The 18,976-nt window shown below is 38.3% G+C and carries 15 protein-coding genes and 1 riboswitch; of the genes, 7 read left to right on the forward strand and 8 right to left on the reverse strand.

The features are described 5' to 3' along the window. Positions 1-597: 597 nt before the first annotated feature. The 7 genes from OWO01_RS09805 to OWO01_RS09835 form a co-directional block, all read right to left on the reverse strand. Positions 598-1,722, reverse strand: a complete 1,125-nt coding sequence (locus tag OWO01_RS09805; protein ID WP_268780276.1) for an alpha-hydroxy-acid oxidizing protein — start codon at positions 1,720-1,722, stop codon at positions 598-600. Between the two features lie 78 nt (positions 1,723-1,800). Continuing rightward, a complete protein-coding gene (locus OWO01_RS09810) occupies positions 1,801-2,607 on the reverse strand; it encodes a MetQ/NlpA family ABC transporter substrate-binding protein (RefSeq protein WP_268780277.1) in 807 nt (268 codons plus the stop codon). Between the two features lie 77 nt (positions 2,608-2,684). Continuing rightward, positions 2,685-3,356: a methionine ABC transporter permease gene (locus OWO01_RS09815; RefSeq protein WP_268780278.1), complete on the reverse strand. Its 672-nt coding sequence runs from the start codon at positions 3,354-3,356 to the stop codon at positions 2,685-2,687. Further along, a complete protein-coding gene (locus OWO01_RS09820; protein ID WP_268780279.1) occupies positions 3,349-4,371 on the reverse strand; it encodes a methionine ABC transporter ATP-binding protein in 1,023 nt (340 codons plus the stop codon). Before OWO01_RS09820 ends, OWO01_RS09815 begins: the two co-directional genes overlap by 8 nt. 67 nt (positions 4,372-4,438) lie before the next feature. Next, entirely contained in the window at positions 4,439-5,245 is an 807-nt protein-coding gene (locus OWO01_RS09825) for a MetQ/NlpA family ABC transporter substrate-binding protein (RefSeq protein ID WP_268780280.1), read from the reverse strand. Between the two features lie 166 nt (positions 5,246-5,411). After that, positions 5,412-5,515: riboswitch (SAM riboswitch) on the reverse strand. Between the two features lie 117 nt (positions 5,516-5,632). Next, a complete protein-coding gene (locus OWO01_RS09830; protein WP_268780281.1) occupies positions 5,633-6,427 on the reverse strand; it encodes a carbon-nitrogen family hydrolase in 795 nt (264 codons plus the stop codon). A 66-nt stretch (positions 6,428-6,493) separates the two neighbouring features. Then, positions 6,494-7,597: an iron-containing alcohol dehydrogenase family protein gene (locus tag OWO01_RS09835; RefSeq protein ID WP_268780282.1), complete on the reverse strand. Its 1,104-nt coding sequence runs from the start codon at positions 7,595-7,597 to the stop codon at positions 6,494-6,496. Positions 7,598-7,791: 194 nt separating this feature from the next. Between OWO01_RS09835 and OWO01_RS09840 the strand changes: the two genes are divergently transcribed. Further along, entirely contained in the window at positions 7,792-8,979 is a 1,188-nt protein-coding gene (locus tag OWO01_RS09840) for a pyridoxal phosphate-dependent aminotransferase (RefSeq protein ID WP_268780283.1), read from the forward strand. A gap of 135 nt (positions 8,980-9,114) precedes the next feature. On the opposite strand, the gene OWO01_RS09845 is transcribed toward OWO01_RS09840, so the two are convergent. Further along, the gene (locus tag OWO01_RS09845) at positions 9,115-10,878 is read right to left on the reverse strand and encodes a DUF4153 domain-containing protein (protein ID WP_268780284.1); all 1,764 of its coding nucleotides are present in this window, start codon (positions 10,876-10,878) and stop codon (positions 9,115-9,117) included. A 217-nt stretch (positions 10,879-11,095) separates the two neighbouring features. Between OWO01_RS09845 and OWO01_RS09850 the strand changes: the two genes are divergently transcribed. The 6 genes from OWO01_RS09850 (at position 11,096) to ahpF (ending at position 18,966) form a co-directional block, all read left to right on the forward strand. Further along, positions 11,096-11,284 (forward strand): H-type small acid-soluble spore protein, encoded by a 189-nt coding sequence (locus tag OWO01_RS09850; RefSeq protein ID WP_268780285.1) that lies wholly within the window; start codon positions 11,096-11,098, stop codon positions 11,282-11,284. Positions 11,285-12,629: 1,345 nt separating this feature from the next. After that, positions 12,630-14,177: a spore germination protein gene (locus OWO01_RS09855; RefSeq protein ID WP_268780286.1), complete on the forward strand. Its 1,548-nt coding sequence runs from the start codon at positions 12,630-12,632 to the stop codon at positions 14,175-14,177. Positions 14,178-14,183: 6 nt separating this feature from the next. After that, entirely contained in the window at positions 14,184-15,377 is a 1,194-nt protein-coding gene (locus OWO01_RS09860; protein WP_268780287.1) for a Ger(x)C family spore germination protein, read from the forward strand. Between the two features lie 5 nt (positions 15,378-15,382). Continuing rightward, positions 15,383-16,498, forward strand: coding sequence for a GerAB/ArcD/ProY family transporter (locus OWO01_RS09865; RefSeq protein WP_268780288.1), 1,116 nt, complete (start codon positions 15,383-15,385; stop codon positions 16,496-16,498). Positions 16,499-16,856: 358 nt separating this feature from the next. Then, positions 16,857-17,423: an alkyl hydroperoxide reductase subunit C gene (ahpC, locus tag OWO01_RS09870; RefSeq protein ID WP_268780289.1), complete on the forward strand. Its 567-nt coding sequence runs from the start codon at positions 16,857-16,859 to the stop codon at positions 17,421-17,423. Between the two features lie 16 nt (positions 17,424-17,439). Beyond that, the gene (ahpF, locus tag OWO01_RS09875; RefSeq protein WP_418936213.1) at positions 17,440-18,966 is read left to right on the forward strand and encodes an alkyl hydroperoxide reductase subunit F; all 1,527 of its coding nucleotides are present in this window, start codon (positions 17,440-17,442) and stop codon (positions 18,964-18,966) included. The last annotated feature ends 10 nt before the right edge of the window (positions 18,967-18,976 follow it).

Genomic DNA, 18,976 nt, shown 5'->3' on the forward strand with positions numbered 1-18,976 from the left:
TCAATTCTGTCCGAATCAACCACTATTTCGGACAACCTAGTCTTACTTTTACTCAATTCTGTCCAAATCAACCACTATTTCGGACAACTTTGCCTTACTTTTATTCAATTCTGTCCGAATCAACCACTATTTCGGACAACTTTGCCTTACTTTTATTCAATTCTGTCCGAATCAACCACTATTTCGGACAACCTTGCCTTTCTTTTATTCATTTCTGTCCGAACCTCTCTTGCGTGTACTCAAATCCGACTTATCCTGCTCTTTCTCTATCTTAACGACTCTCACCATTGCTTTTCAAACCTTATAAAAGCTCTTAACCCTTGGTATATCAGCAAAAAACTTATACTTTTCTGGATAAGAAAAACAATAAGAAGCTTCTTCTGTGACGGACTGATGGTGACAAGCTGGCGTTTATTTGTTGAGAAGCAACCATCATCCCCTAATGTAGGAACCCAATTTTTTGATCCTTATAGAAAAAACACAACAATTGATACACTGTACTGGAGGCAAAAATCTTCCCTATACAACAACAAAAAAACAGTCCAATTAGCTGAAAATTGAACTGTTTTTTGCTTTGCCTGTTTCTTACTATGTTTTTTATCGTTTTTCTTCAATGATCGATTGGTCAATCATTTGAATGGTTGGTATCCCAACAATAGCTAAACTAGTGTCGAGATCGGAGAGTAAATTCTTCAATACGTCCGTAACTCCGGCCTCACCATTTGCTAAACCATACACATAAGGGCGACCGAGTAAAACGGCATCTGCTCCTAGTGCTATTGCCTTAATAATATCAGACCCTCGTCTAATTCCGCCATCTACTAATACAGGAATTTCCCCATTAACCTCTTCTACAATGGCAGGTAGTGCGGATAAGGAGCTTCTAACTCCATCCAGCTGTCGTCCACCATGATTAGAGACAATGATTGCATCAATGCCAAATTGTACAGCTTTTGCAGCATCATCTGCTCTCAAAATGCCTTTTAATAGAATGGGAAGCGATGTTTGTTCGCGTAACCATGCAAGCTTCTCCCAAGTCAGATTTTGTTTTAATAAAATGTTTCGAATGACAGGGATTAATTCGCTATCCTCTAACAAATCATCTGAATTGTACTTTGCTTGAAAAACTGGATCGGATACAAAATTAGCCATACCAGCTCCTGTTTCCATAGGGAAATAGCCGTTATGCAAATCTTTTTCTCGCCACCCTAATAAAGGGGTATCAACGGTTACGACAATCGCATCATAGCCGACCGACTCTGCACGTTTCACCAAACTTGTTGCCACGTCATCATCATTTGGCCAATATAATTGAAAATAATGAGGGGTGTCTTGCATTATCTTACTAACCTCTTCTAGAGCTACTGATGACACGGTACTTGTTATATAGGGAATATTTAATTTAGATGCACTGGATGCCGAAGCACGCTCTCCATCGGGGTGTACTACGGTTTGAAAACCAACAGGAGCTAACAAAAATGGTGCAGCTATTTTTCTGTTTAATAGATTAGTAGACAGATCCCGTTCTTCAACGTTCGTTAAGACATAGGGAAGTAGGTCCCACTGTGAAAAGACTTCCCGATTTTTTATTAACGTTTCTTCCGCACCAGATCCACTCTGTACATAATCAAATGCGCCTTTTGTTAATTTTGTTTTGGCTAATTCTTCCCATTGTTCATATGTAAATGGTTCAGAACTTGGCTCTAATTTTAAGATGGTCAAAGATGTCGCCTCCTAATTAGTCCTTCTTCGGTTTCGTAGCTAAAGAAATCCTAATGACTGAATATCATTAATGGTGTCTTACCAAGAAGTGATCAGCGAACCCTGAAACGTTTCTTCTACAAATTGCGCTACTTCTTCTGATTGATAAAGTCTAATTAATGTCTCAAGAACTGCGTCATCTTTATTTTCTTCTCTCACTACAATTATATTTACCCATGGTGAGTCAGCAGCTTCAATATAAATCGAATCTTCTGTTGGAACATAGCCATGTTCAATTGCAAAGTTAGTGTTGATCGCAGCAACCGCTAATTCATCCAATTGACGAGGAATTTGTGAAGCTTCTAATTCAATAAAGTCTAAGTTTAATGGATTATCAGCAATATCAAGCACGGTTGCTTGATCTGCAACCCCTTCTTCTAATGTTATTAATCCTGCTACTTCAAATAACATTAATGCTCGCGCTCCGTTTATCGGATCATTTGGTAAACCGACAGAATCGCCTTCTTCAAGTTCAGTGATATCAGATATTTGTGTAGAATAAATTCCCATAGGAGCATTAACGGTTGTTGCAACTTCTACAATATCTAGATTACGGTCCGACTTAAAATTATCCAAGTACGGTTTATGTTGAAAACTATTTACATCAAGATCACCTTCATCCAACGCAATGTTTGGCATTACATATTCCGTGAATACTTCAATATCAATAGTCAAGCCTTCAGCTTCTGCTAACTCGGCAACTTTCTCCATAATTTGTTCATGCGGACCAGCAGTTACCCCAACTTTTAAATGCTCTGATGATAATTCTCCAGAAGTATTTTCTGCACATGCGGTTAACAAACTAGCCACAAATAACACAAGTGCAAATGTGATGATTTTTTTCATTAGCCGCCCCCGCCTTTTTCTTCTATATTATATCTTCTTGCTTCCATCTTTAAGAAATTTTATTGTCTAACTCCTAATTAATCCTTCTTCGATTTCGTAGCTAAGATATTTCCTAAACTCTGAATCGCTTGAATCAAAATAACTAATAAGACAATCGTTACATACATCACATTTGGTTGGTAACGCAAGTGACCAAAGCGATAAGCAACGTCACCTAATCCACCAGCACCAACAAGTCCAGCCATTGCTGTTGCTCCAATTAAGCCGATCGTCGCAATGGTAAGACCTAAAATAATCGATGGTTTTGCTTCTTGCACCATCACATGCCAGATAATATGCCTTGTCTTAATGCCCATTGCTTCATAAGCTTCTAGTACTCCCTTATCTACTTCAAGTAATGCAGATTCCATCAGGCGCGCAATATATGGTGCAGTGTACACAACAAGTGGAACAATAACTCCTCTTACCCCCATCGAAGTACCGACAATAGACCGAGTGAACGGTAACAGGAAAAATAATAAGATAATGAACGGAATCGAACGAAGGACGTTAATAACAATATTGAGAAATTGATAGACATACTTATTATCCCAACTCTTATTGGGACGTGTAAGAACCAACAATACACCTAAAGGTAGACCAAAAATAACAGCGATTAGGAAGGAAATAGACACCATTTGAAAGGTTTCAATCGTTGCCTCCCAAATCAGGCCTCCCCAACGGTCATAAAATTCGATGATATTATCCATTGTTGCTCACCTCACTAACTTGGACTCCCTGTTCTACAAGATAGGCTAATGCCTTATCCGTTTCATCTTTTGGCCCCTGAATGTGGGCAATCAATTTACCGAATGGTTTATCTTTTAATTGCACAATATTACCTGACAAGATATTGGTATGCACGTCAAACTTTTTCGAGATTACAGATAAAGCGGGTTGATCAGCGGATGTACCAACAAAGGTTAGGCTAATGATCGGACCTTGTTTTTGTAAATCATCAAAAATTTCACTTGGGAACTCACTTGGAAATAAACTACTTACAAAACGCTGTGTTGTTTGTTGTTGCGGTGCAGAATAAATATCGATGACATTGCCTTGTTCAATTACCTCACCATTTTCCATAACTGCTACACGATCACATATTTTCTGAATCACGTGCATTTCATGTGTGATTAACAAAATCGTAATACCAAATTCCTTATTAATTTTCAGTAATAGTTCTAAAATGGAATCCGTTGTTTCTGGATCAAGTGCACTTGTCGCTTCATCACTTAACAACACATCCGGTTCGTGTGATAATGCACGTGCAATCGCCACACGTTGCTTTTGACCACCAGAAAGCTGATTAGGAAAAACATTTTTTTTATCTGCTAATCCAACGATAGATAAATATTTTTCTACGCGTTCATTGATTTCTGATGCAGCTAAGCCTGTAAGCTTTAGTGGAATGGCAATATTATCGTAAACTGTCGCTGTTTTCAATAAATTAAAGCCTTGAAAGATCATGCCAATATTCTGTCTTGCCTGTCTCAATTGATCTGTTGACATTTCGTTCAAATGTTCGCCATTAACAAAAACCTCACCAGAAGTTGGTTTTTCTAATAAATTCACACATCTTACCAACGTACTCTTCCCGGCACCACTATAACCAATCACACCAAAAATCTCGCCTTTTTTTACGTGAAGGGTGACATCTTGTAATGCCACCACTTCTTTATTTTTTTTGGACGAAAATGTTTTTGAAATATTTTTCAACTCAATCATTGTCATTACTCCTTACCGTGATCCATCATTGCTTTTCAGCTTACCATAGCTTCCTTCGCTATGCTAATTACCAAGAAACAACGATCGAACCTTGGAATGTTTCTTCCACAAATTGTGCCACTTCTTCTGACTGATACAGCCTAATCAATGTATCAAGTACAGCATCATCTTTATTTTCTTCTCTTACTACGATTAAGTTAACCCATGGTGAGTCAGAAGCTTCAATGAAGATAGAATCTTCTGTTGGCACATAGCCGTGTTCGATCGCAAAGTTTGTGTTAATCGTTGCTACTGCTAATTCATCCAACTGACGTGGAATTTGTGATGCTTCTAATTCAACGAAATCTAAATTTAATGGGTTATCCACGATATCAAGCACGGTAGCCTCAGCTCCAATGCCTTCTTCTAAAGTGATTAGTCCTGCTGCTTCAAATAGCATTAGTGCTCTTGCTCCATTTGTCGGATCATTTGGTAAACCAACGCGATCTCCTTCTTCAAGCTCGGAAACATCAGCTATCTGACTAGAATAGATCCCCATTGGGAAGTTAACCGTAGTTGCAACCTCAACAATATCTAAATTACGATCAGACTTAAAGTTATCCAAGTAAGGTTTGTGTTGGAAACTATTTACATCAAGATCTCCTTCATCCAATGCGATATTTGGCATTACATATTCCGTAAACACCTCTACTTCAATAGTTAAACCTTCATCTTCTGCTAATTCTGCGACTTTCTCCATGATTTGTTCGTGTGGACCTGCAGTTACCCCTATTCTTAAATGATCTTCTGATAATTCTCCGGAAGTGTCTCCTCCGCATGCCGCTAATACCCCAGTTACAAATAAAATAAGTGCAAATGTTATGAATTTTCTCATCATTGTCTCCCCTTTTCTTTTCTGTTTTATATTTTCTTGCTTCTTTATCTCTTATCAACTTTTTTCTTAACCATTGTTTGTCTAGTTACAATAGAATACAGTAAAAAGCCATCAAAAAACCTCTTCTAAAGTTAAGAAGAGGTCTGGTTAACAAATAAAGTCACTCTTCTTATCTTTCAAGCTTGTCGCTTGCTGGATTTGGCACAATGACTTCAAAAGTCTGTTGCCGAGGCTTCAAAGGGCCAGTCCCTCCACCTCTCTTGATAAGAGATAATGCTATGCAATTAATATTGTGATACTTACTTTACAACGAGACTGCTAGATTGTCAAACCTTTTTTTAAAAAAACGATTAAACAATCGATGGTTTTTTCATCCAATCTGATATTCTATTTTAGTCGATACAAATCTGGACGGCGATCGGTGAATACCGGGATGTTTTGACGCACCTTGTCTACTTCACTTAAAGCAATCTCTCCACTTAAGATCGTTTCCTGATCTTTTGCTTCTGCGATCACTTGCCCCCACGGTCCAACGATGATTGAATGACCTCCGAACACATTGTTCGGATCACTTCCCACTCGATTGCATGCGACAACAAAACATTGATTTTCTATTGCTCGTGTAATAAGAATCGACCTCCAATGGTCAATTCTTGGCTCTGGCCACTGTGCAACAACAAACAATACTTTGGTCTGATCAAACATGTGCGTTCGAACCCATTCAGGAAAACGAATATCATAACAGATAAGACCTGCACAAAGATAATCACCTAACTGAAATAGTCCATCATCATTTCCTTGAACCAAATGCTTTTCTTCATTCATCAAGCGGAACAGGTGTGCTTTGCTGTATTCTTTTAGCAGATTACCAGATTGATCGAAAATAAGCATCGTGTTCGTGAAACCAGCTACACTTTTTTTCGCAATCGATCCTGCTACGAAATACACTTGATATTTCTTTGCTAAATTGGCTAAAAAGGTGATACTTTCTTTTCCTTCAGGATCAGCAATCTGATCAAAAGCTTCTAGGTCATATCCTGTTGTCCATAATTCCGGTAGCACAATAACATCCGGATTCTTTGTATCTACTGCTTGTCTCACTTTTTCCTCTACCATTAGGTAATTTTTCTTCGGATTACCAAATGCAATATCCATCTGTATTAACGCTATACGTAAACCCAAGTTCTTCACTTCCTTGTCTTCTATTTTCCTCCGAAAGTCTCAACTAGCGAGTTTTAACTTGCTGTCTCACAGACCGGTGTAATCACTTCTTTTATTCAAAACAAACGTTTCCAATTCTTTCATCGCAATTAAGACAGCTTTTTCAGAAGAAGGTTCCATAAAATGAATCGATTCTCCCTGTTTGGTCGCGGCTTTTGCCACTTTTGCACAAGCCACTTCCAGTTGGGTTAAAATATTCAAATCCGTCAAAGATGCTGGTAATTGCAATTCCTCATAATAAGAGAGCAACTTCTCAATTTCATCAAAACGATCCTCTAATGCCAGTTGGACCAAGATACCGTAAGCTACTTTATCTCCATGAAGGATATCATGTGTCTCTGATAAAACAGTTAAGCCGTTATGAATCGAATGGGCTCCAGCTATTCTTCCGTACCGATCGCCAAACCCACCAACCATACCACCTGCCATAATTATCGTTTCCATTACTTTCACAAAAGCTGGTGTAACAGTCTGGTTAGCTAATGCTTCCATCGCAGAGGCACCATCCTGGATTAATACATCTCGACACAAACGTGCTGCGTGTAACGAAACATCGACCGCCAACGGTTTATGCTCTAAACCTTCTGCAAGAACGGCTGCTTCGTACCATTTTGCAATCGTATCGCCGATTCCAGCACGCAAGTAACTTTTTGGTGAATCAATAATGATCTGCGGATCAACCGCTACCATGAAAGCGTTTTGAGGGAACATTTCATAATGGGTAAATGCCCCTTCTTCATCATAAAAAACACTGAGGGGTGTCCACGGTGCGCAGTTAGACGCTAAAGTTGGCACTACAATGTATGGCAGTTGGATATTGTGGGCTGTCGCTTTTGCAAGATCAATAATCTTTCCACCACCAACCCCAACGATATAATCTACTTGACTCTTTTTTGCTACTTGACTGATTCTTTCTACTTCTTGTTTCGTGCAATCTCCTCGATATTTTACTTGTTCTGTATGTAAGGATACCGAATCTACATAGTTCTTTGCCACTTGCCATGATTTTTCCCCATGAATGATTAACCCTTTAGAAAAGTTTTGTTGTTTTATAAACACTGCCATTTTTTTCAGAGCACCCGACTCACAAACATAGAGATTTGGCGCACCTTGCACTTGTAATGTTTGCATCTTTATCACCCTCGCGATTCCTATTATGTCATCAAGATTAGCTTCGTTAAAACGAACAATAATTGATGAAAATTATGACACTAGCATACTGTTGTGTCAAGATTCGAAATTGTCGCACAATCTACTTTACAAAAGAATCGTGATTGACTATGATTAATACTAAACTTTTATTCTGTATATTCCGAGGTGTATTTATGACAACACATTTTCAACCATCCACCGCTTTAGAACGACTTCCCGAGCAATTCTTTGCTCAACTCGTAAAAAAAGCAAAAGCACTAACTGAAGCTGGTCACGACGTGATTAATTTAGGACAAGGAAATCCCGATCAGCCCACACCCGCTCCTATTATTGATGCCTTAAAGATTGCTGCCGAAGACCCAAACAACCATAAATATTCGCCATTTCGTGGTCATTCCTTTTTAAAAGGGGCCATCTGTGATTTTTATCAACGAGAGTATGGAGTTGCCCTTGACCCAGAAACAGAAGTAGCTATTCTTCCTGGTTCGAAAACGGGACTGGTTGAACTTAGTCAATGTCTACTGAATCCAGGCGATATGGCTTTATTACCAGATCCAGGATATCCAGATTATATGTCCGGCATTGCATTAGCTCATGCAAGAACAGCCTTCATGCCGTTACTTGAAGAGAATAATTTTCTTCCAAACTATCAAGAAATCGATTCATTCACATTAAATCAAGCAAAACTAATGTTCTTAAATTATCCAAACAACCCTACGAGCGGAGTAGCAACAGAAGCTTTCTTCCAACAAACCGTTGATTTAGCAAAAAAACATGATATTTTTGTTTGTCATGATTTTGCTTATGCATCAATCGGATTCGATGGCGAGAAGCCGAGAAGTTTTCTCCAAACGGATGGAGCGAAAGATATTGGAATTGAGATGTACACTTTATCAAAAGCTTATAATATGGCTGGTTGGCGTGTTGCGTTTGCAGTCGGCAATCCATCTGTGATTGAACATATCAACTTAATTCAAGATCATATGTATGTAAGTTTATTTGGTGCCGTTCAACAAGCTGCTGCAACGGCTCTAACTGGACCCCAAGATAGTGTAATTGAACTAACAAAAACCTACGAATCACGTAGAGATCAATTTATCTCTGCATTACAAGATGCTGGTTGGGATATCAAGGCGCCTAAAGGTACTTTTTTCGCTTGGTTACCCGTTCCAAACGGTTTCACTTCTCAATCATTTGCAGACTTTTTACTTGAAAAAGCGCATGTGGTTGTTGCTCCTGGGGTTGGGTTTGGCGAGCACGGTGAAGGCTATGTGCGTGTCGGCCTTGTTACGGAAACAGATCGACTGATCGAAGCTGCTACCCGGATCAAAAAATTAAATTTGTTCAGCTTCTTAGTCTAATCTAGAGCCCCCCTCAGATAGGTGATCGATCCTTCTATCGGAGGGGGTTCAATAAAGAGCACTGGTTTTTCTATCTATTGTTTCTTGAACCAGGTCACTGCCCCTTCCTTTTTTTAACTGCGAAAAAGTTCCTCTTTACTTGAATTCGATAAAAATAGAAAACTCTGCATCGTAGGTATCATTGTGCATCGAGATTGATTCAATCAAAAACTTCATCCGTACATCCTCATTTTCGTGCACGATTGTTGCATCATTGATTGATAGCGTTTGTCTATTCTGTCCGGAACCATTTCTGTCAAAAATAGTGTCAAATAACTGTTCTCCATCAAACTCGATCAATAGTTCTTCCTCACTATTTTTCAATCGGTACCAAAAGAATTCATTTTCCTGTTCTCTTAAAATGGTATAGCTGTTTCCTGATTGATCGGAAAGCTGTATCTCTATTTGTTCTTCATTGTCCCGATCAATTTGTTGATGCAACATCCAATCATATTGTGAAATGGAAAGAGAGTCTGATGGATTCCATTCTAAGTATGCAAAATATCTCTCGGTTCTTTCAGGTTGATCAATACCATCACGCGGTTCAAATCCAAAGGTTTCTTCAAATCGATTCGAATAAAATAAATTATTCGGCAACCACACAACATCCTCAGCATATCCCATTCGATCTAAGTATCTAACCAAATTCGTTATCTCTACTTGGTCTTTTACCGGAATTTCTACATCGGCAATGATAGATTCATTGGCTCTCATATCATGATTAATCAGTAGCTGATCCAATCTATTTACATGATTCACCCGACTAATCGTAAATGCATCTGTTGGTGGAACAATTGATATCCATGCGAAGATAATAAGGATCGGAGCGATCAGTCCAATTTTTTTCGAAAAAAAGCTAAAAATAATACCGATTATTGTAGCAAAAAAACCAAACATGATCACATAATAACGCCCATGTGTAAGTCCTTCCTCTTCGATCATCATTACCGATGCAATCGTTTGAAAAATAACAATCGGAACCAAAATTTTTGGAAAAATCTTTTGAAAATAATAAGTCATCTTATTTTCTATATTACTAGCTAATACATACACGATCAAAACGGTTATAGCAAAACTGATCAATAATGATTCAAGTAAACTCTCAGTCCATAAGTCACCACCAATATTAAGCAAGATATATAGTACAAGAATGAACGTGTAGACCACAGTTATCGGGATAATAACGTAAGAAAGGAGAACAGAAAGATTTTTCGGCACATCCGTAGCTTGCTTCACCTTTTCCTCTTTTCCTTTCCCTCCTTGATACAATGGGATAAAAGATAAAAAGAAAATCGGTGCAAACAAAGTTAACGTTACATTAATCATATGGGGAATCGTTGAATAATCCACTGAAAACAGCAACAAATCAACGGCCATTATAATCGCACTTATTCCCGCAATAATAATGATTGTAAACAAGATCGTAGTAAACAATCCCTTAAAAGCTGCCATAAAACTATTGTTAAAATGGATACGATGGCGGATCGTTGGAATCCAAATAAAAACGAAAAGGAGCGCTAAAAAAGCAATACTTGTTTTTGAACTTAATTCACTCGCTGATGTAGCTGGCCGCACAATGCCCCAATAATAACCTAACATCAATAGAAACGCTCCCCCCAACAACAAGAGACGGTATCTTTTCCGGGTGAAAAAGCGTTCATATACCTGTTGACCAACCAATCCGAGGCATGCACCAACAATTAATGTAGTTATATAGTTACGATAATTTTCAAATTGATCGTTGATTGCAAAAGCATTAGCAGCTGCCAAGATAACCAAAAGCCCCACTGTCAATGGATACCTTCTGGCAGCCTCAAGAATTCCCGTAAACTTTCCCCGAATCCACTTGAATACTTTCACTTAGACCTACCTACTTTCTAAGCAAGATTTTCTGTAAATTCCCTTACTAACCTCATACCCCTATTTGAACCCTACAACACAAATTACTACCTGTCACGTTCTCCCTCTAAATGTTCTTACTAGTGCGTTTATGTTTTAAAGAAATAAAAAGCGGTTATCGTACACTATAAGTTTATGTAAGAAATCTTATAAATACAATAATTGAGGAGGAATTTCGATGAATGTCATGCGTGCAAAAGAAATTAAAGATGACCCAATAATGAAAAGCGTATTATACAATGGGCGCTATGTTTATATTCATGAAGTAAATGACGAGACGCAAAAAGCTCTGGTTCATTACACGAAAAAGTCAGAAGATGCTTTTGAAGTAGACGTAACGGATTTGACAGAAGAAGATAATAACTAAGAACTACAATTCTATTATTAAACATAAGCCATAAGAGGTTGACTAATTGAGAGTTCCACTTCAAGTCAATCTCTTTATTTTTTTAAAGTGTTAACATCCAACGCAATATATACAGTACGTTTCATGCAAGAAATACAATGCATAAACTTTGTGGTAATCATCTTCTCTTTTCATAAAGGTCGGGAGCTTTTTTTGTCATTTCCTAGAGGGGATCAGCAACCTTGACGAGGTTTGATGCATTTTTCGGCCTTAACCTAGGCAAGATCAGCATTCTTGACGAGGTTAGCTGCTTTTTTCGACCTTAACCTAGGCAAGATCGGCATTCTTGACGAGGTTAGCTGCTTTTTTTGACCTCAACCTAAGCAAGATCGGCATTCTTGACGAGGTTTGATGCTTTTTTTGACCTCAACCTAGGCAAGATCAGCATTCTTGACGAGGTTGGCAGCTTTTTTCGGCCTTAACCTAGGCAAGATCAGCATTCTTGACGAGGTTTGATGCATTTTTCGGCCTTAACCTAGGCAAGATCAGCATTCTTGACGAGGTTAGTTGCTTTTTTTGACCTTAACCTAGGCGTAATTACTTCTTCCAATGAATTTCAAGCACTTCTTTCGGTCCAACTTAAACATAAGCAAGCCTTATGATGATGTTACAAACTTTTTGATCCATAATCCTCATGTGAACATCCTTAAAGTGACGAAGATAAAGTGAAACTTCAATCAGTGGGGGTTTTTAGTTATTCCCCCACTGATTGTTAGCCCTAAAGGATGACCTAAAGGCCTTTGAACCATTTGGGGTGCTAGCGTCCGTTACTCCCACTTAAACAACTTGATATTCTTGTTGTTTTGAAGTGGGAGTCTTACGGACGGTTGCTCCGGGACAAATCATTCACCACACTGTTCGTGTCTATGAGATTCTCGATCCTTGCGAAATGGTTATTGCTATTTTGAAGAATATACCAAACAGCCCGTTTAACAACTAATTTTTCAACACTCTCTTTTGTAGGATTTCTATTCTAAAGAATTCCTTCGCGCACAGCTACCTCACTTTTCGACATTTCATGACCCTGTTGTCTGCTTTTGATTTTTCCATTTCTCATATAACTTCTTGACAAAATTCAGATTCAATTTATTTTCAGCAATACAGAAGTAAATCACTACAATAGAAAAAATGTTAAAACCAAATACAGTGAAAATTACTATCCTAACAAACCACAGTGAATTAAATACATTTTGATAAATCCATGTCTCATACAATCTCTTTGTCCCACTTTCTATGTAGTCTATACATAATTTTCCCTCTTCTTGGTCATAATTATACTAATGACCTAAAGATTAAGAGGGATGTTATGCAACTTGAAGAAAAATTAGAACAAGATTTTTTTTCGTGTCTACAACAAAACGTAACAGAGATAGAATCTATTTTAGGTTCCCCGAGCGACCTTGTGAAACGAGATTTTACAATTGTGGAGCAGGTAAACTTAGATGCTAGTTTGTTGTATATAGATGGATTGGCAGATAGTGATGTGATTGAAAATACGATCCTTCGACCACTATTAACCAATGAAATGAACGAATCTATTACCGCTTTATCAAGTGAGCAAATAAAACAAGTATTAACCAAAAAAGGATTACAGGTCCCTTCTATCTCGATAGTAGCTAACTTTAACGATGGAATTGATGCAATTTTAGCAGGTAATGCTTTACTATTTGTTGATCAATATAAGCAAGCTTTCTCTTTATCTGTTCAAGGATGGGAAACCCGCGGTATAGAGGAGCCACAAAGTGATACGGTTCTACGCGGACCTAGAGATGGTTTTGTTGAGTCTATTCGCACCAATACTGCTCTAGTAAGAAGAAGAATTCGTGATCCTCGCTTTCGAATCCAATCGATGCAAATTGGAAAAAGATCAAAAACTGATATAGCCATCACTTATATTGAGGGGTTAGTTCGAGAAGATCTGGTGGATGAAGTTTTGCAACGATTAAACAATATTGAAATTGATGCGGTGTTGGAAAGTAACTATATTGAAGAGCTTATTGACGATTCACCTACCTCTCCCTTTCTAACGGTGCAAGGGACTGAGCGACCTGACAAAATTGCGGCAGGTATGTACGAGGGGAAAGTAGCTATTTTTGTGGATAATACGCCCTTTGTTTTAATTGTTCCTACTCATTTCTGGACATTTTTTCAAACAAGTGATGATTATTATACGCATTACACAACTGCTTCTTATTTTCGTTTTATTCGTTACATCGCTTTTATCATCAGCTTAACACTTCCTTCTTTTTTTGTCATGTTGGTTAGTTTTCATCAAGAAATGATTCCGACTCAATTGGCGTTAACAATCGCTGCGGGACGAGAGATTGTTCCTTTACCTGTTTTAATTGAGGCATTGCTAATGGAAACCGCATTTGAATTAATGAGAGAAGCTGGTATTCGCATGCCAAAACCAATTGGACAAGCGGTAAGTATTGTTGGTTCATTAGTCGTTGGACAAGCAGCCGTAGATGCAGGGATCGTATCTCCAATTATGGTCATTGTTGTTGCTACAACCGGAATCGCTTCTTTTGCTATCCCTGATTACTTAGCATCTGTTTCCATTCGATTAATTCGTTTTCCGATCTTAATCGCATCTGGCTTTTTGGGATTGTTAGGGTTTGCAACTACATTTGTTTTGCTTGTCATCCACGCAATCTCCTTGCGTTCATTCGGGGAACCTTATATGGCTCCATACTTTCCTTTTAATAGTAGAGACCGTCAAGACACCATGATACGAAAACCATTTTGGGCGATCGAAACCAGACCAGCAGATGTGAAGGGAAATGAGCAAAGAGCAGGTAAAAACCAAAAACCATCTCCAAATAAAAGGAGAAAAACACGTTATAAGAGGTAAAATACGATGCGAATTATTCCAATTATTTCTATAATCTTCTTTGTTTTAGTTACACTAACTGGCTGTTTAGGAAAAGAAGAAATTAGCGATCTAGCTCTTGTTACTGCTGTAGGAATCGATAAAGGAGAGCAAGAAAATATCCTTATTACTGCGCAAATCGCTCGACCTGCAGAAGCTAGAGGAGATGCAGGGGCTGGTGGCGGGACTGGTGAACCGATGTGGACCGCAATTGCAGAGGGAAAAACCATCTTTGAAGCGATTCGAAACCTTGCAAGATTTTCTTCTCGACGAGTCTACTGGGGACATAATATGGTCATTGTCATTAGCGAGGAAATTGCTGAAGATGGCATTGTTGATGTGATTGATTTTTTCACTCGAAATAACGAACTGCGGATGAGGACTTGGATACTTGTTACTGAAGAAAAAGCACGAGACCTCATTCCTGTAAAAACAGGGATTGAAGTGTTACCAGGTGAGTCAATCGATCATTTATTCCGATATAGCCCGATTGTAGCTGAGGCACCAAAATCAGACGCAATGTCCTTATCCATGGGATATCTGAGAGAGTATACCCATCCTTATTTAGCTTTGGTTAACTTAAAATCGAGAGGGATTGCAGAAGGGGAAGATATGCCGGAATTCGGAAACCTTCCACAAGCAGAATTATCTGGCACTGCACTATTTCGAGATGACAAAATGGTTGGAAAGCTCAAGGATCGAGAAAGCAGAGGGTTTCTTTGGTTTATTGGTGAGGTTGAAACAGCGATTATACCGATTGAATTTCCAGAAGGAGATGGCAATGCAAGTATCGAGTTAAGAGATAATTCCTTTCAACTTACACCGAAATATGAAAATGGTGAAGTGAGTTTTGATATTACGTTAGAAACTGTTGCAGATCTTGTTGAGTTAGGCGTTCCAACAGGTAAGAGCTACGATGAGCTATTCACACTCTTAGAACCTATTTTAGAAGATTATATTCAAGAAGATATCGAAATGCTATTAAACAAACTTCAACAAGAGTATCAATTAGACTCGATTGGACTTGCTACTTACTTTCGGGCGAAGTTCCCACAATATTGGGATGACGTCAAAGATGATTGGGATGAGCTTTTTCCTGACATGGCTATCGTTGTTAATGTTTCAGCAGAGATTACAAACCCACAATTATTCAGGCTTCCTACAAAGCCTGTGAAGGAATGATTTAGATGAGTACACAAATCAGAACACAAATCTCAAATAGTATACTTTTGGCGATTGTGATTAATATTGTCTATGCAAAAGCAATAGGCGTTACTCAAGGTGCCATCGCGAGGCAGGTAGGGGCTGATATGTGGATCGTTACCATCTTATCGATTCTTTTCGCCTTGCTGATGATGTGGGTCGTTGTAATAATTATTAAACGTACTCCAGAAAAGAATATACTCGAACAATCCAAAGTTCTATTTGGAGCCTGGGGAGAAAAAATTTTTTCTGCTTTGTTTTTTCTATTTTTCTTAGGTGCCTATGGTGGGGTAATGATTACAATCGTTTATCATTTGATGGATTATTTCTTACCTGACGTGCCGACCGCAATCTTTATTATCGCAACAACAGGAGTTGGGCTATATGGCCTATCCAAAGGCATTGAGGTTATTGGTAGATTTGCTGTATTGGGTTTGTTTTCTATTAGCATCTTAAATATTCTAATTTTGTTCGGTTCCTTGGATAATTTTCATGTGCATCATTTTTTTCCTGTCATGCAAAATAACCTATGGAGCAATCTCCAAGCAACGAGCCATCATAATAGTGATTGGGCGATGGCTATTCTTATGGTTGCGATTCTCTTACCGATGGTAAAACAAAAAGAAAAGTGGAATAAATACACACAAAAAAGTGTACTTATAGGTGGCGGTTTAATTTTAATGTGGCCCCTTTTACAAGTTGGCACACTATCTCCAGAGGTTACCGGGCAATACATCATATCCTGCATGCAAATGGCCAGAAGCGCCGAAATTGGATTATTTGTTCATCGCTACGAATTAATAATGATTGTATTTTTCTCCATTTCAGCCTTAGTACAGGTGATGAGCTGTTTAATTTGCGCTTCGATTTCTGCTAAACATGTGGTGGGAGCAAAAAACATTAATAAACTTTATATTCCAACCGCGTTACTATTGGGCGGATTCGGGTATTGGATAGTGGATGATCACATGAGAGCGATGCACTATTTAGAAGATTATTGGCCGATCTTATCAATGTCAATTATTATCGGCATTACTGTATTGGTTTTATTATTTGGAACAATTTTTAAAAGGAAATTGGTACAAAGGAAAGGGAAATAATCGTATGAAAATACACAGGAAAAGCCAAACTAGAGGTAGTGATTTTTTATTCTCAAAAAAATAAGTAATTGAGAAAAACAACAAATAAAAATATCGTTATTCGTGAGCATATTTGTTTATTTCTCCCTTTATCTTCTATACAATGATACATGAAAGAACGGATTTACATGAGGAAAAATACCGGTTTGTCTGAAGGGTGATAATTTTTTTCTCGTTTCTCAATCATCTCTCTTGACAAAATAATCACTGGTATATAATAATAGGTATTGAATTAGAATTATTATAGCTAAGGAATGTTTCTACTTCTTATCAAGCTTTATAATTCTCAAAACCAAAAACACTAAGGAGGAAATTTATTATGTCTTTAATCGGAACTGAGGTACAACCATTTCAAGCACAAGCTTTCCAAAACGGAAAGGACTTTTTTGAGGTAACAGAGGAAAATTTCAAAGGTAAATGGAGTGTTGTTTGTTTTTATCCAGCTGACTTTTCTTTTGTTTGCCCTACTGAATTAGAGGATTTGCAAAAAGAATATGCGGCACTTAAAGATCTTGATGTAGAAGTATATGCGGTATCAACAGATACTCATTTTGTACACAAAGCATGGCACGAACATTCAACTGCAGTAGGTTCGATTGAATATATTATGATCGGTGACCCTTCTCAAACCATTTCTCGTAACTTTGATGTACTTGATGAGGAAGCTGGATTAGCGGATCGCGGAACTTTCCTTATCGATCCAGATGGTGTTATTCAGACGGTAGAAATTAATGCTGGCGGAATTGGCCGTGATGCAAGCACAATTATTAATAAAGTAAAAGCAGCGCAATATGTTCGTAAAAATCCTGGTGAGGTTTGCCCAGCTAAATGGGAAGAAGGTTCTGAAACATTGAAACCGAGCCTTGATATTGTAGGAAAAATTTAAGGGAGGTCACTAGCTGATGTTGGAAAAAGAGATAAAAGCGCAACTGAGTCAATACCTTGATCTACTAGAGGGCGATATCCAAATTAAAGTTAGCGCAGGAACAGATAAGGTATCTGAAGAAATGCTAGCTTTAGTCAATGAGATTTCTGACATGTCAGATAAAATCTCCGTTGAAAAAGCAGATTTACCAAAAACGCCTAGTTTTAGTGTCAATCGCGTCGGTGAAGATACCGGGGTAACTTTTGCTGGTATTCCTTTAGGTCATGAGTTTACGTCACTCGTGTTAGCGTTGCTACAAGTTAGCGGGAGAGCTCCTAAAGTTGAACAAAGTGTAATTGATCAAATCAAAAACATCGAAGGCGAATATCACTTCGATTCTTATATTAGTTTAACTTGTCATAACTGTCCTGACGTTGTGCAAGCATTGAACTTAATGAGTATACTTAACCCAAATATCTCTCATACCATGATTGATGGTGGGGCATTTAAGGAAGAAGTAGAAAGCAAAAACATTATGGCAGTTCCTACTGTCTACCTAAATGGAGAGGAATTTAGTAGTGGACGTATGTCTATTGAAGAAATTCTAGAAAACATGGGTAGCGGTTTGGATGCTTCAGAACTAAACGAAAAAGAACCTTATGATGTTCTTGTCGTTGGTGGTGGACCAGCTGGTGCTAGTGCTGCGATCTACGCTGCTCGTAAAGGAATTCGCACAGGTATTGTTGCTGATCGATTTGGCGGACAAGTGATGGATACATTAGGTATCGAGAACTTTATTAGTAACACATACACAGAAGGACCAAAACTAATGGCAAGCGTAGAAGCTCATGTGAATGAGTATGATATTGATGTCATGAAACAACAACGTGCGCAACGTTTAGAAAAGAAAGACTTTGTTGAACTTGAGCTAGAAAATGGTGCTGTACTAAAAAGTAAAAGCATTATCCTTTCTACTGGTGCGCGTTGGCGTAATGTCGGTGTTCCTGGTGAACAAGAGTTTAAAAACAAAGGGGTAGCATACTGCCCACACTGTGACGGACCATTATTCGAAGGAAAAGATGTAGCTGTTATTGGTGGAGGAAACTCAGGAGTTGAAGCGGCAATCGATCTTGCTGGTATTGTTAAACACGTAACTGTTCTTGAATTTTTACCTGAACTAAAAGCAGATGCCGTTCTTCAAGATCGCCTTCACAGTTTACCAAACGTAACAGTAATCAAAAATGCACAAACAACAGAAATTACTGGTGATGAAACAGTCAATGGAATTAGCTATAAAGATCGCGAAACAGAAGAAGAGCATCATATTGAACTTGCGGGAGTCTTCGTTCAAATCGGTCTTGTTCCTAATACCGATTGGTTAGGTGATACGGTTGAACGTAACCGCATGGGAGAAATTGTTGTTGATTCTCATGGCGCTACTACCCTGCCAGGTGTATTTGCTGCAGGTGACTGTACAACCAATCCTTACAAGCAGATTATTATCTCTATGGGATCAGGTGCTACAGCAGCATTAGGTGCATTTGACTACCTCATTCGAAACTAAATTTTATGTT

Origin of the sequence: Natronobacillus azotifigens (genome assembly GCF_026805325.1) — a bacterium.
Classification (GTDB): Bacteria; Bacillota; Bacilli; order Bacillales; family Amphibacillaceae; genus Natronobacillus; species Natronobacillus azotifigens.